Annotated in this window: 9 protein-coding genes; 5 read left to right on the forward strand and 4 right to left on the reverse strand. The window is 47.4% G+C overall.

Annotation, left to right across the window (positions count from 1 at the left end):
- From J0895_RS03210 to J0895_RS03230, 5 genes are all read left to right on the forward strand, one after another.
- On the forward strand, positions 1-1779 hold a 1779-nt coding region (locus J0895_RS03210), incomplete at its 5' end, for an ATP-binding protein (RefSeq protein ID WP_207086689.1).
- A gap of 212 nt (positions 1780-1991) precedes the next feature.
- Positions 1992-2132: a hypothetical protein gene (locus J0895_RS03215; protein ID WP_207086690.1), complete on the forward strand. Its 141-nt coding sequence runs from the start codon at positions 1992-1994 to the stop codon at positions 2130-2132.
- Positions 2133-2233: 101 nt separating this feature from the next.
- Positions 2234-8539 (forward strand): AAA family ATPase, encoded by a 6306-nt coding sequence (locus J0895_RS03220; RefSeq protein WP_207086691.1) that lies wholly within the window; start codon positions 2234-2236, stop codon positions 8537-8539.
- 106 nt (positions 8540-8645) lie between these two features.
- On the forward strand, positions 8646-9026 hold the full coding sequence (locus tag J0895_RS03225; RefSeq protein ID WP_207086692.1) for a response regulator transcription factor: 381 nt from the start codon (positions 8646-8648) through the stop codon (positions 9024-9026).
- Between the two features lie 264 nt (positions 9027-9290).
- Positions 9291-9941, forward strand: a complete 651-nt coding sequence (locus tag J0895_RS03230; RefSeq protein ID WP_207086693.1) for a YqiA/YcfP family alpha/beta fold hydrolase — start codon at positions 9291-9293, stop codon at positions 9939-9941.
- A gap of 180 nt (positions 9942-10121) precedes the next feature.
- On the opposite strand, the gene J0895_RS03235 is transcribed toward J0895_RS03230, so the two are convergent.
- From J0895_RS03235 to J0895_RS03250, 4 genes are all read right to left on the reverse strand, one after another.
- The gene (locus J0895_RS03235) at positions 10122-10439 is read right to left on the reverse strand and encodes a DUF5132 domain-containing protein (RefSeq protein WP_242541015.1); all 318 of its coding nucleotides are present in this window, start codon (positions 10437-10439) and stop codon (positions 10122-10124) included.
- Positions 10440-10464: 25 nt separating this feature from the next.
- Entirely contained in the window at positions 10465-12738 is a 2274-nt protein-coding gene (locus tag J0895_RS03240) for a heavy metal translocating P-type ATPase (RefSeq protein WP_207086694.1), read from the reverse strand.
- Positions 12735-13745, reverse strand: a complete 1011-nt coding sequence (locus J0895_RS03245; RefSeq protein WP_207086695.1) for an HMA2 domain-containing protein — start codon at positions 13743-13745, stop codon at positions 12735-12737. Before J0895_RS03245 ends, J0895_RS03240 begins: the two co-directional genes overlap by 4 nt.
- Before the next feature lie 568 nt (positions 13746-14313).
- A partial coding sequence (locus tag J0895_RS03250) for a FeoC-like transcriptional regulator (RefSeq protein ID WP_242541016.1) occupies positions 14314-14610 on the reverse strand: 297 nt, incomplete at its 5' end.

The following is a 14610-nucleotide window of genomic DNA, read 5'->3' on the forward strand; positions in this document are numbered from 1 at the left end:
AAAGTCATTGGGGCGATCGCGATCGGGAACATTGAATCCGTCGGTTATACCGCTGAGGATTTAAAATTACTGAGTACCTTAGCGTCCCAAGGGGCGAGTGCGATCGCGGCTTTAGCCCACGAAAACAAACTTAAAGAAAGCTGCAGACAGGCGATTTTATTTCGCTTGGCGACTCAAATCCGGCAGTCCCTAGAACTGAGTAGCATCTTAGAAACTGCGGTAACAGAAATTCGCAACCTCTTAAGGGTAGATCGCTGTTTGTTTGCCTGGTATAAACCGGCGAAATCAGAGCTCAGGTCCTGGGAATCCTTAGAACCGGATGAGAAGCCCCCAGAACAGTCATTAGGGGAGAATTTGGGTCATCTCACTCACTTACCTCTGCATACGTCGGATTATTGGCAAGTGATCAATGAAGCCAAGCATCCCGCTTTACCCAGTCTGGTCGGCGACTACGCCACCAGCGAAGTCGGGGGATTGGCATCGAAACTGTTGGAGATGGAGATTGTGCGAGTAGATGATGTCACGATGTTGACTGATTCCGTGATGCGGCAGTTTTTTCTCAACCAAGATGTTAGCTCAATCTTGGCCGTTCCCATTGAGACCCGACTGGGGAAAAGGGGGTTTGTCGCCTGTGCCAATAGTAGCAAAATTCGGCCTTGGAGTGATGATGAAATCGAACTGTTAGAAGCAGTGGGCAATCAACTGGCGATCGCGATCGACCAAGCGGAACTCTATCAACAAAGTCTCCACAGCGCCCAAGTTGCCCGCGAAAAAGCCGAACAACTGGAAAAAACCCTGGTGGAATTACAGCAAACCGAGGCCCAACTGGTCCAGAGTGAAAAAATGTCTGGACTCGGACAGTTGGTCGCCGGAATTGCTCATGAAATTAATAATCCAGTTAATTTCATTCATGGCAATCTGGTTCATGTAAATAACTATACTTTAGAACTCCTGACCGTCCTCAATCTCTATCAAAAATACTATCCCGAACCCGTAACGGAACTGGAAGAGGCGATCGACGAAATGGATGTGGAGTTTCTGATGGATGACTTGCCCAAATTGCTCGCTAGTATGAAGTTGGGAACCGACCGAATTCGGGAGATTGTCCAAAGTCTGAGAATCTTCTCTCGCGTGGATGAATCGGACATGAAGCGGGCCAATATCCGGGATGGGATTGAGAGTACCTTAATGATTTTACGGCACCGTTTAAACGCTCAACCGGGACGGCTGCCAATTCAACTGATTTTTGAAGATGGGGACCTGCCTCTGGTGGAGTGCTATCCGGGTCAACTGAATCAAGTGTTTATGAACCTAATTGCTAATGCGATCGATGCCCTCGAAGAAGCAATAGTTTCTGGCAAAGGGAGTAAATCCCAGCCCTTACCAACCCTCCGGATTCGTACTGAAAGGGTTAATTTTCCCGAGTTGGATAGGGATGGCGAACCCTTGGAAAATTCGGGTTCTCCCCGAGTTCGGATCACCATTGCTGACAATGGCATTGGCATGACAGAAACCGTGCATCGGCGACTTTTTGACCCCTTTTTCACCACCAAAGCCGTCGGCAAAGGGACGGGTCTTGGGTTGTCCATTAGCTATCAGATTGTCGTAGAGAAACACCGAGGAACATTAGAGTGTATTTCTCAACCGGGTCAAGGGGCAAAATTTATCATTGACCTGCCAATTGTCCAGTCCCCAAGACAAGGTAGGGTGAGTTTTTTTGAAAGAAACACCGGGGTTCCGGAGCCTAAAAGTGTCGTCCATCACATCCAAAATTGCTAAAATTTTTTGAGTGTTTTATAGTAAAGCATTAATATACGTCGATAAAATTTGAGGGTTCCAGCATCTACGAAATCCCTAGCCATCGGTGAACAGATAGTTCAGAGGCACTCATCTACAAGGCTGTATTTTGTGGAGCATCTCAATTTTGCCTAAAAACCAATCTGACCTCTCCCCCCGGACCTACCCCTCCCCTAAGAGGAGAGGGAGGTAATATGATTATAGTAGATTCTCTATTTTCCGAGCGACATGATATCGCCAAAACCTGGCGATTTGAAAAGGGCCTAGAAAATGTCTTTTTCCTGTTGCTTGCTGAAAATCAGGAACCTGATCCAGGGACAAACGAACGGCGGTAAATAACGCCGAGTAAAGCCCTGAGACCGTCGCGGATTTCAATCTCCGACGGTTGCCACCCTTTAACCGCACGACTTACAAGCAGAAAAACGGAAAAACAACTATGAATATTCTTGGGTATGAACTCGCTGAACCGATGGAAACCGGCCTCAATACTATCATTTATCGAGGCTATAATGCCACTGATGGGACTACAGCTATTTTCAAAGTCTTGGCCTCTCCCGCGCCGACGATTGAAGACCTGATTAAATTTAGAAATGAGTATGAAATTTGTAAAAATCTGGATATTCCAGGGATTGTCAAGCCGTTAGCCTTGACCGATTATCAGAATAGTTTAGCCTTGGTTTTGGAGGATTTTGGCGGCCAGTCTTTGAAAAAGAGCATGGACGAGAAGCCCCTCACCCTGGCTGAATTTTTGCACCTAGGAATTCAGCTTACGACCAGTCTGGGAAAACTCCATCAACATCAGATTGTTCATAAAGATATTAAGCCCCAAAATTTGATTCTTAATCCCGGAACTGGGGAAATTAAAATTACCGATTTTAGCATCGCGATGCGCCTGTCTTCCGAAACCTCTTGGAGTCAAGAGACGGTGTTGGAAGGGACGTTATCTTATATGTCTCCGGAACAAACCGGACGGATGAATCGGGCGGTGGATTATCGCACGGATTTTTATTCCTTGGGGGTGACGTTCTATGAGATGCTCACGGGAAGATTACCCTTTGAGGCGGTGGATGCGTTAGAGTTAATTTATTGTCATATTGCCAAAGTTGCGGTTTCTCCGAATCAGATTAACCCGCAAATTCCGCAAGCGGTGGCGGATATCGTCATGAAATTGATGGCGAAAACGGCGGAAGACCGCTATCAAACCAGTCAGGGCCTTTTGTTTGATTTAGAAACCTGTTTAACCCAATTAGAAGCCAAGGGAACGATTGAAGTGTTTCCCGTTGGAGAACGCGATCGCGCCAGTCAATTGCTGATTCCCCAAAAGTTATATGGGCGAGAACAAGAAGTAGAAACCTTAATGGCAACCTTCCATCGGGTTGCTCAAGGTAGCCGTGAAATGATGCTAGTTTCTGGCTATTCTGGAATTGGTAAATCGGCATTGGTTGCGGAAGTTCATAAACCGATTGTCGGGGCACGAGGCTATTTTATTTCTGGGAAATATGACCAATATAAACGGAATATTCCCTACGCGGGACTGATTCAAGCCTTTTCTGAATTGATTGATCGCCTTTTGACCGAAAGTCCCGATCGCATTACCTTCTGGCAACAACAACTCACTCAAGCTTTGGGGAGTAATGGACAGGCGATCGTGGAGGTGATTCCCAAGGTTGAAGCCATTATTGGACCTCAACCCCCCATTGCCGAACTTGGGCCGATTGAATCGCAGAATCGCTTTAATCGGGTGTTTCAACAGTTTCTGCAAATTTTTTGCAAAAAAGAACATCCCCTGGTAATTTTCCTGGATGATTTACAATGGGCCGATACGGCTTCTTTACATTTAATTTATCAACTGATTAATGACCTAGACAATCGATATTTCTTACTGATTGGGGCCTATCGAGATAACGAAGTGAATGCGGTTCATCCCCTGATTCAAACCCTGGATTCCCTGCAATCAATGGGGGCAACCGTGAATCAAATTGTGTTGCAACCCTTAGAGAAGGTTCATGTCAATGAATTGATTGCGGATACCTTGGATGAACCGGACCGATCGCGTCCATTGGCGGAACTACTCTACAATAAAACCCAGGGGAATCCCTTTTTCCTGACCCAACTCCTCAAAACCCTCTGGGATGAAAAACTCTTAAGTTATGAGTTCAGTGTGGGCCTCTGGCAATGGGATATTGACCGCATTTTAGCCGTGGGGATTGCCGATCGCAATGTGGTCGAATTAATGGCCCGCAATATTCAAAAACTCCCGGAATCCACCCAAAATATCTTACAGTTAGCCGCTTGTGTGGGCAATACTTTTACCTTAGAAGTCCTGGCGATCGTCAGTAAAAATTCACCGATGGCAACCGCTGCCTATCTCTGGTCGGCCCTGGAATCGGGCTTAATTTTACCCCTAAGTTCGGGATATAAAATTCCCCTGCTGATTGGGGATGAAGGAGAACAGTCTTTTGACCCAAAAACTGGAGTTACCCTGTCTGACTTATTAGAAACCCAGTCTATTTCTTATAAGTTTTTGCATGACCGAGTTCAACAGGCGGCTTATTCCCTGATTCAAGAAGAACAGAAGAAAGAAACTCACTTGAAAATCGGGAAATTACTGCTGCATAATATTCCACTGGAGGAACGAGAGGAGACCATTTTTGCCCTGGTTAATCAACTCAACTATGGCTGTGACCTCCTAGAAACCCAAGCAGAAAAAGATGAACTCGCCCAATTGAATGCGATCGCCGGAAATAAAGCCAAAGTTTCCACAGCTTATGAAGCGGCTTTGCGCTATTTGAAAGTCGGCATCGGACTCTTAGGCGAGAATTCCTGGGACAGCCAGTATGAATTAACCCTCTCCCTCTATGTTTCTACCTTGGATGCCGAATACTTAAATGGGAATTTCGAGGCGGCGCAAACCTTAGCCGAGATGATTTTGGACCATGCGAAGGCAGTCCTAGATCGGGTCAAGGTGTATGAAATTCAAATGCAAATATATGCAGCACAACATCATATTAATCAAGCGATTGAAACTGGATTAGCTGCTTTAAATTTGATGGGAATTTCTCTCACAGTTGCCTCAAAAGAACGGAGTCAATCCCTGCAATTACCCGACATCAACAGCATCGCCGAACTGCCAGAAATGACCGACCCGAATGAACTGGCCGTCATGCGAATTCTGATGAATTTAGTCGCCCCAGCTTTACATAGTAGCCAGGTCGAGTTATGCTTCCAATTGGTTTTAACCGCCTTAGAACGCTGTCTGGAAAAAGGCCATTCTGCCATTGCGGCATTTACTTACAGTTGGTATGCCACTCTTCTCTGTGGGTCCGGAGACATAGAACGAGGCTATTATGCGGCACAAATTTCGGTCAAATTGTTAGAACGTTTTCAAGCGAAAACCCTCAAATGCCAAGTTTATAATATGGTGTTTGCCTTCGTGCAACATTGGAAGCAGCCGGTTAAAGTTGCGGTTGATGCGTTACAAGAAGGGCTACAGAGTGGGTTAGAAGTGGGGGATTTAGAATATGCTAGTTACTGTGCTTGTAAATATTGCAGTTACTTGTTTTTAAGTGGAGAATCCCTAGAAACTGTTGCCCGAAAACAAACTCCCTACATTGAATTACTCCACAAACTCAAGTATGAAATTGCCCTCTACGACGGCAGTACCTGGCGACAACTGGTGGCGAATTTACAAGGATTAGCCCCGGATCAGTATCGGTTAGTCGGGGATGTTTTTAACGAAGACTTGATTTTGCCTAAACTCAAAGCGGCGAACGATGGATGGTCTCTGTTTAATGTTTATCTCGCCAAAACCATCCTCAACTTTTTGTTAAAACAACGACAAGTTGCCCTAACTTATGCAACCTTGGCCGATGAATATTCCGGTTCCGTCAGCGGGGCTTTTACAATGGCGGTTCACAACTTCTACTATTCTTTAGTGTTGTTGTCTGTCTATCCTTCTGCTTCTGCCGAGGAACAGCAGAAGTATTTGCAGCAAGTGGAATGCAATCAAGACAAGATGAAGAAATGGGCGGAACTCGGACCGATGAATTATCAGCACAAGTATGAGTTAGTCGAAGCGGAAAAAGCCCGAGTTTTAGGTCGGAGTTTAGAGGCGATGGATGCCTATGAACGGGCGATCGCCGGGGCCAAAGAAAATGGCTATTTGCCCGAAGAAGCCCTAGGTTATGAACTGGCATCGAATTTTTATCGCGATCGCCATCAGGATAAATTTGCCGACACTTACCTGACTGAATCATCTGCCATTTATACTAAATGGGGAGCTAAAATTAAGGTAGACCAATTAGAAGCCAAATATCCCCAATTAAAGCTACTCCAGCCGGCCCCATCCCGGAGGGGCGTAGCAATAGCTCAAATGACAACGGCGACGACTTTTGGGAGTTCTGCCGCCTTGGATTTAGCCACGGTGATTAAAGCCTCTCAAGCGATTTCTTCTGAACTGCAAATTGAAAAGCTGGTTGAGAAGTTAATGAATATTCTCCTCGAAAATGCCGGGGCACAGAAAGGATTTCTGGTGTTGGCGGAAGGGGAAAACCTCATTCTGGCGGCGGAAGTGGGTTTGGACAAAAAATCTCAGGGGGTCAAGCTACTTGATGCCTTAGATTCCACAGCAGATTTGCCTTGGTCAATTATTCATTATGTCCGACGGACTCAAAACTATATGGTGTTAAATGATGCCATCCGCGAGGGATTATTTACGAACGATCGCTATGTCAGTACCCATCAAGTGAAGTCGCTGTTATGTGCACCGTTTGTCAATCAAGGGAAACTGGTGGGGATTGTCTATTTAGAGAACAATCTCACCCGTAGCGCCTTTACTCACGATCGCCTGGAAGTGTTGCGCTTACTCTCGGGACAAGCGGCGATTTCTATTGATTTAGCCCGAACCGTCAACCAGTTACAAGATACCGTGGCTTATTTGAATGCGATCGTCAACAATATTGCTGATGGATTGTTGGTGACGGATATGCGCGATCGCATTTCCCGCTTGAACCCCGCTTTATTAGAGATGTTTGGATTACCTGCCACCGAACTACAGGGTCAGGATTGCCAGAAAGGATTAAGTTCCGAATTGGCCTCATTGGTCTCACAATCCCGGGAACACCTCGCAGAGGTGCTATCTGCCGAAATCCCGTTAACGAACAATCGCATCGGCAAAGCTGTCGCTACCTCGATTGTTACCGAATCCACCGGGGAGGACTCGGATCCAAGCTGTATAGGGACCGTCACCTTGATCCGGGATATCACCACGGAGAAAGAAGTCGATCGCATGAAAACCGACTTTATCTCTACGGTTTCTCACGAACTGCGAACGCCTCTGACTTCGGTGGTGGGATTTGCCAAAATTGTCAATAAAAAACTCCAAGACAAGATAGTTAGCGCACTGGGGAACGCGGATCAGAAAACTCAAAAGACTTTACGTCAAGTGATGGACAACATTGAGATTATTATTTCTGAAGGCGAACGGTTGACGAACTTGATTAATGATGTGCTAGATATCGCCAAGATGGAAGCGGGGAAAGTGGAGTGGCAAATGCAACCGATTTCCCTCAGCGAACTGATGGAACGGGCGATCGCCTCGACTTCTAGTCTATTTCAAAGCAGTCAGTTACAGGTGCAGGTGGAGATTCAACCCGAACTGCCGCAAGTCAGCGCCGATCGCGATCGCTTATTGCAAGTGCTAATTAATCTCATCTCCAATGCCGTCAAATTCACCGACACCGGGACTGTCACTCTGTGCGCCACCCAAAACGAAAACGATGAACAGGTAGTGGTTAGCATTATTGATACCGGCATCGGCATCCCTACGGAGTTTCAAGATACGGTGTTTGAGAAATTTAAACAAGTGGGAGATACTCTCACGGATAAACCCCGAGGAACTGGACTGGGACTGCCGATCTGTAAACAAATTATCGAACATCACGGGGGCAAAATTTGGGTCGAAAGTACACCAGCTCAAGGCAGTAATTTCTCCTTTAGCTTACCCCCTCTGGGGTCTAGCGTCACCCCTGAACTGGAAAAACTCAACTTGGATAGCTTCGTTAAGCAACTTAAAGAACGAATTGTGACCACCCCGGAACGGGAAACAGATTTAGTCAAAACGATTCTCGTGGTTGATGATGATACTCACATTCGGTCCCTGCTGCGCCAAGAATTAGAAAGCTGTGGATATCAAGTCCGGGAAGCGAAAGATGGGATGGAGGCGATCGCCGAAGTCAAATCCCTCAAACCGGACTTGATCTTACTCGATGTGATGATGCCGCAAATCAGTGGGTTTGATGTAGCAGCAGTCCTCAAACATGACCCAGAAACGATGGATATTCCCATTATCATCCTCTCCATCATTGAGGACAAACAACGGGGATATCGCTTAGGCATCGATCGCTACTTAACTAAACCCATCGATACCGAAAAACTGTTTGAGAATATCGGGGCATTACTGTCCAAAGGGGCCTCGAAAAAGAACGTGATTGTCGTCGATGAAGATGCCGGTGCCGTCAAAACCTTAGTCGATGTCCTAGAGGCGAAGGGATACAGCGTTGTCGAGGCAGCTACGGGTCAAGAGTGTATTGAAAAGGCAATGGCGATCAGACCTGATATGATTGTTCTCAATTCGGTGCTATCCGAGCATCACGAAATCGTCAAAACCTTGCGATTTGAAAAAGGGCTGGAAAATGTCTTGTTTCTCTTACTAGATGACGACGGTTCCGGTTCTCTCGGGTAACGACACCGACGAAAACACCCCGGAAAATTAGGCAATTCAGGGGGTAGAAAGCTACTTTTCTCCGTTTGAATTGCGCCTTTTTCCGGTTACCCCTATAGGAGGTTATATGGCGAAAAAAATCTTAATTGTGGATGATGAACCCCATATCCGCATTCTCATGGAACAAACCCTCGAAGAACTCGAAGATGAGGGCGTAGAATTGCTAACGGCTATCAATGGAGAAGATGCGCTCAATACCATCAAAGCCGAAAAACCCGACTTAGTTTTTCTGGATGTGATGATGCCCAAAATGAGCGGATTTGAAGTCTGTAATGCGGTCAAAAATGAACTGGGAATCAAAGATGTTTATATTATCATGCTCACCGCTAAAGGTCAAGAGTTTGACAAGCAAAAAGGCGGGGAATCCGGGGCTGATTTGTATATGACGAAGCCTTTTGACCCCGATGAAGTTCTGGAAAAATCGATGGAAATTTTAGGAATCGATTAAATTCTACTCCGTAGGGGCGATCGACAAATCGTCCCTAACTCCTGGGGGGAGAAGTAACCTATAGCAATCCTAAATGAGTTTTACATAAAGAAAGCGAGCAAGATGCTCGCACTACAAGACTCTTAAGCGTCGGATACATTGTCAGAATGATTTAGACTCCCTATAGAATAATCCCACTGATTTTGAATTCAACTGCATAAATGAGAGTATTTTCCCCGGGAGTGGAAGCATCTTGCTCCCTGCTACAGCAAAGGATAGTTAACCATGACTCAAGCATTATCTCGAACTTACATTTATTTACATGGATTTGCATCGAGTCCTGACTCATTCAAGGCGAATTATCTGCGCGATCGCTTTGCTGAAATCGCCATCCCTGTTAAGATTCCTAATCTCAATCAAGGGGATTTTTCTCATCTGACTCTGACTCGCCAACTTGAACAAGTTGGGGCAGAATTACCCCCAGAACCGGCTACCGTTACCCTAATTGGCTCAAGTTTTGGGGGACTGACTTCTGCCTGGTTAGCGGAACGATATCCCCAGGTCGATCGCCTAGTTTTATTAGCCCCCGCCTTTGAATTTCTGAGTCATTGGATTGCCAGTTTAGGTCCGAAACGGATTGAAATGTGGCAGGAACAGGGTTATTTGCCGATTTATCATTATGGGGAAAAGCGGGAAATTCCTCTGAGTTATCAATTTATAAATGATGCTCAAGGTTACCCTGAAAATCAGTTGCAGCGACAGCTACCGACTTTGATTTTACATGGGGTTAAAGATGAGGTGATTCCGGTTGAGGCAAGTCGTCGATTTGCCATTTCTCGTCCTTGGGTGAAGAGGGTGGAGTTGGATAGCGATCATGGGTTGGGAAATGTGATGCCGGAAATTTGGCAGGCAATTCAGGGTTTTTGTGGGATTTGATGGGGGTGGAACTGATTTCCCACAGTGATGAGGTACATTCTTTTGGAGCTATTGAAGACAAGCGAGCAAGATGCTCGCACTCCTCATATCTGTTACTACGAACAATTGATAGAGAACGACTGAAGTCGTTACTACGAACTTTGGAGAACGACTTCAGTGATTAGGGGGATGGAGTTGGGTTTATCCTTTGTTGATAGGTTCAGAGTTGGGAATTTGAGGGGATTCGCCCATCGCTTCGGCTTTGGCTTCTGCTAAAATATCTTCCCATACTTCGTTGGCTTCAGCGACGGCTACTTTGCCTTTTTCATAGAGGGTAATGCCATTTTTTAGGGTGGCTTTGGCGATGGGTTTGGCGACTTTGCCGATCGCAGGTAATAGAATAGGAGCTAGGACTACTGCACCGATTCCCAATGCGATCGCCCGTCCTCCGTTTCCCGCTTCCATCATTTCGGTGAAATGTTGTCTAATTGCGGCTTGTTTCCAATGAATGAGTCCCATGATACAATTCCTCCAGTAAGGGTTATTAACTCCGTTTGGGTTCGGTCTTTTCTGATGCCGATCGCGGGGGATCGACGTGCATCAGAGGACGTAACCCGTTGAATCCAGCGGCGATCGCTGAACCGTTGTGAACCACCGTGGCGGCTAAGGGGTGCAATCCGAGGGTGGATGCTAAAACTAAGGCACCTAAATTGGATCCGATGACTAAGGTGGTATTTTGTTGTATAATTTTCTGGGTTTCTTTGGCGATCGCGATCGCATCGAGCAACCCGGACAAATCATTCTCCATCAACACCACATCAGCGGTTTCTCGGGCTACATCGGAGCCATTGGCAAAGGAGACGGAAACATCTGCATAGGCTAAGGCAACGGAATCATTTAGCCCATCCCCCACAAAGGCAACGGTTTTTCCCGATTCGTGTAATTGGCGCACGAGGGCGGCTTTTTGTTCGGGAAAGGCTTCGGCGTGAGTATGACAGGCGGGAATCCCCACTTTCTCGGCGACAGCAATTGCCCGGGGACGTTCGTCTCCGGTGAGCATCTGCACTTCAATGTGATATTCCGATTGTAACCGTTGGATCACCATAGGAGTTTCCAATCGCAGGGGGTCAGCATACTCAATGACCCCTTGGAATGTTCCCTCACAAGCGACATAAATTAGGGAACAGTTGACATTGAGCGCACAATGTGATTCTTCACAGTCCAATCCGCGATCGCATCGCCGTTCATGATCCGTCAGACAGTCCACTGTAATCCCCGACTGGCGCAGGAAGCGATCGCTCCCGACTAAAACCGATCGCCCTTCAATCTCTGCCTGAATGCCAAACCCCACCTCATAGTGCCATTCTCCCCGAGGCAAGAGTGTTACTCCCCGTCTTTGTGCCTCCGCCACAATCGCCTCGGCTACCGGGTGAGAAATCCGTTGTTCCGCAGCAGCAGCCAGTTTCAGCACTTCTTCCTCGGAGATTGCCTCAGATCCGGTGGTAATGCGAACCACGGACAGATTCCCTTGAGTGAGTGTGCCAGTTTTGTCAAATACCACCGTATCCACTTCGGCTAATTGTTCCAAGGCGCGTCCACTGCGGATCAAAATCCCATGTCGGGTGGCATGAGTCAGGGCTGCCATAAAGCTCGTTGGCACTGAAACGCGAATTCCTGTCACAAAGTCTAAAGTGAGAATGGCTGCCGCCCGTCCCGGATCCCGAGTCAGGGCCCAAATCAGGGCAGCCCAGATTCCCGCAGGTAGGACGGCGCGATCGGCGATATTCGCGGCGTAATTTTCCATGCGCGTATCATGCACCGGCGCTTTTCTCACTAATTCCAAACTGGCTGCTGCACGGGTTGCGGCCCCGACTCGTTCCGCTTGGATATACAGTTCCCCGGATCGGAGTAGGGTGGAGGCATAAACATGAGTTCCAGTTTGGGCGACAATGGGCATGGATTCGCCGGTGAGTTTCTGGCGATCGATGGTGGCGGTTCCCTGTAAGACAATCCCATCGACGGGGATTTGCTCCCCGGGATAGACAATTACGGTTTCCCCAATTTCTACGTCGGTGGCGGGAATTTGCTGTTTTTCCCCCTGGCGTTCCACCCAGGCAAAGCGCCCGATGGTGTCCATGAGATCCGCAGTCCGAGCAGCAGAGGACCGGGCGGTGCGATCGCGGATGGTATCCCCAACTTCATGCAGGGTCATGACTAAGGCAGGGGTGAGCAAATTCCCGCGCAGGGATGACAGGACGATCGCCATTAAATCCAAGCAGTCGATATTCACTCGGCGTTCGACTAGAAGACTCGCGATCGCCCGTTTGGCGACGGGTAAAGCAGCCCAGGCAACGCTTCCCACCATCACGGGTCGCGGAATCGTCCAGCCCAGGGGACCGCCTAGAATCGCCAACAGGGTGGCAATGGCCGGCAATATGATATCATGGCTCTCGGGTTCTGTTGCCGGGAGTTCAGGAATGACGGGTTTTATCTCACTTCCCGGGGAATGCTGGAGTTGGCTGGTTTGTTGAATCACTTTCACCAACTGCGATCGCATTCTTTGATCGCTCACCCCCTGGGTTTGGTAGTAAATGGCGATGGAGGCGGCAGTGAGATTCACTCGCACTTGGCTCACGCCAGGTTCCCCCGCTATCGCTTGTTCTAGGCGATCGGCGTAGGGGCGATCGCGGGCGAGGCGCGGGACTCTAAACCGGACTCGTCCCGGTATGGCATGAATCAAGGTACAGGCAACCCAAGTCGGTGTCACCTCAGCGAGGGGATTCCCGGATTTGTTCCAAAGTTCTATTTCTGCTATCATTTTGCTGCTCCTAAGTGCGATGACACCGACGCTCCCATAAACCGATTCATCATGGCATTCAAAAATGCCCGAGCAAAACAAGGGTTAAAATTATTCAAGGCAATCTCTTTAGTATCCAGGGCTAGAATCGTATCGGGGTTTACTTCTGTGACGGTTAGGGTTTCCTCGGGATATTCAGGTTCTTCCTGGGAATCTGGTTGTGGGGTGGGGGTTTCCTCGGGTAAGGAATCGGCGATCGCCGGCTCAATCATCTCTACTAGGTGCGATCGCCAGGATTCATCTAATCCAGAGGCAATTTCATACTGAATCACAATCGAGGCGGTGAGGGGATTGAGGCGGATTTCGGTGACTTCGGGTTGGGAGGCGATCTCAGTTTTCAGGCGATCGGCACAAGTGCTATCTGTAGCAATTTTTGGCACTCGCAACCGCACTCGTCCCGGAATGGCATGAACAATTTCAACTCCCATCCCTGATGGCGTTTTCACCCCTGATTTAGGGGCCGTCGGTGCAGGAGGAGCAACCAGTGGAACCGTTACCAAGGCGGCATCGGTGGAGTTTTGCTCCAACTGGGCGATCGCCTGTCGCGTCACACTTGCCGCTATCACATTCCCCAGGAGCGCCCATCCCCCACGCAGTTTCAGAGTCTGAGTCACCAACATCCCAGCAATCATCGGGGCTAATGTCTCCAATTCTTGATGATGCAGCAGGAAATTCCCCACTTGCTTTGCCGGATCCGGGTCGCTTTTTATCCCAGAAATTCCCCACTCTTGCAGCCTTTCTAGCACCTGAATCAGGGGAATAACATGAGGATTGAAGACAATAATTAAATCCCCCGTTTTTTCCTCCGTAGAAACCGCCACGATTCCCGGTTCTTGTCCCAATTCTTGCCCAATCAGATTTAGGGAAAGAATGCTCGGAACATCCCCCGCCCGCAATTGCACACACCCCTCGACTGCCTGGACTAATTTAACATTTCCGGTTCCAGTAACTTCCCTTTGACTCACCATTCCCTTTTCTCCCCTAGCCCCGGGTATTTTTAAATCCATTATCGCCATTGGCTTGAGGACTAAAAGTTAACCCTGGATAAAACTCACTAGACTTATAATAAAACTTTTTCGATATTTTAGCAAGATTTTCCCAGATTTTTAACAAAACTTTAATCCCCGCACTTCCGTCAACTTTTATTATAGAATCAAATCAAATGAGTTCTGGTTATTGAGAACAAATACCAGTAAATTTTTATCATTTGCAGGTTACTCAATCAAGTTGGGTGGAATAGCATCGATTAGAAACCGGGTTTTTTCATAAAATCTCTGACAATTCACACCAAATAAGGGCGAGAAACCCGGTTTATTGTCCTGTCTAGCAAGTCTAAATGAATTAGAAAATTCCTTATGGAGTGGGAGCGTCTCGCTCCCTTTCTGCACTTGGAAGCGAGACGCTCCCACTCCTACATTCTCTGGTCAGAATGATTTAGACGCACTGTAGTTAGTTGAGAGGATTTGTCAATCCGAGATGACAATTCCTCTCAATTAATTCTTTTTAGGGCTAGGAATTCCCTCCCAACTGACTCAATTATCCCGAATGAGAACAAGCGAGAGAGAGAGTTTCAGTTGAAGCGCCGTTGCCTTTTACCCAGTAATAAATAATCAGGCTTTCGGGGGCGCAACTGCTACAACCGCCACAACGATTAGAGGATACTGTCTTTTCCACCCGCCCTTTCCGAATCAGCTTTTCTAGCATAGGACTTAAGGCATTGGAATTAACATGAAAATGCTGTTCCAGTTGTCCCAGGGATGCTTGACCCTGTTGGGATAAATAGGTTTGAAGCTCCGTTAATATCATTTTTTCCAACTCATCCGAAAGAAAGAA

The sequence above is a fragment of the Phormidium pseudopriestleyi FRX01 genome (assembly GCF_017313335.1).
GTDB classification, from domain to species: Bacteria; Cyanobacteriota; Cyanobacteriia; order Cyanobacteriales; family Laspinemataceae; genus Laspinema; species Laspinema pseudopriestleyi.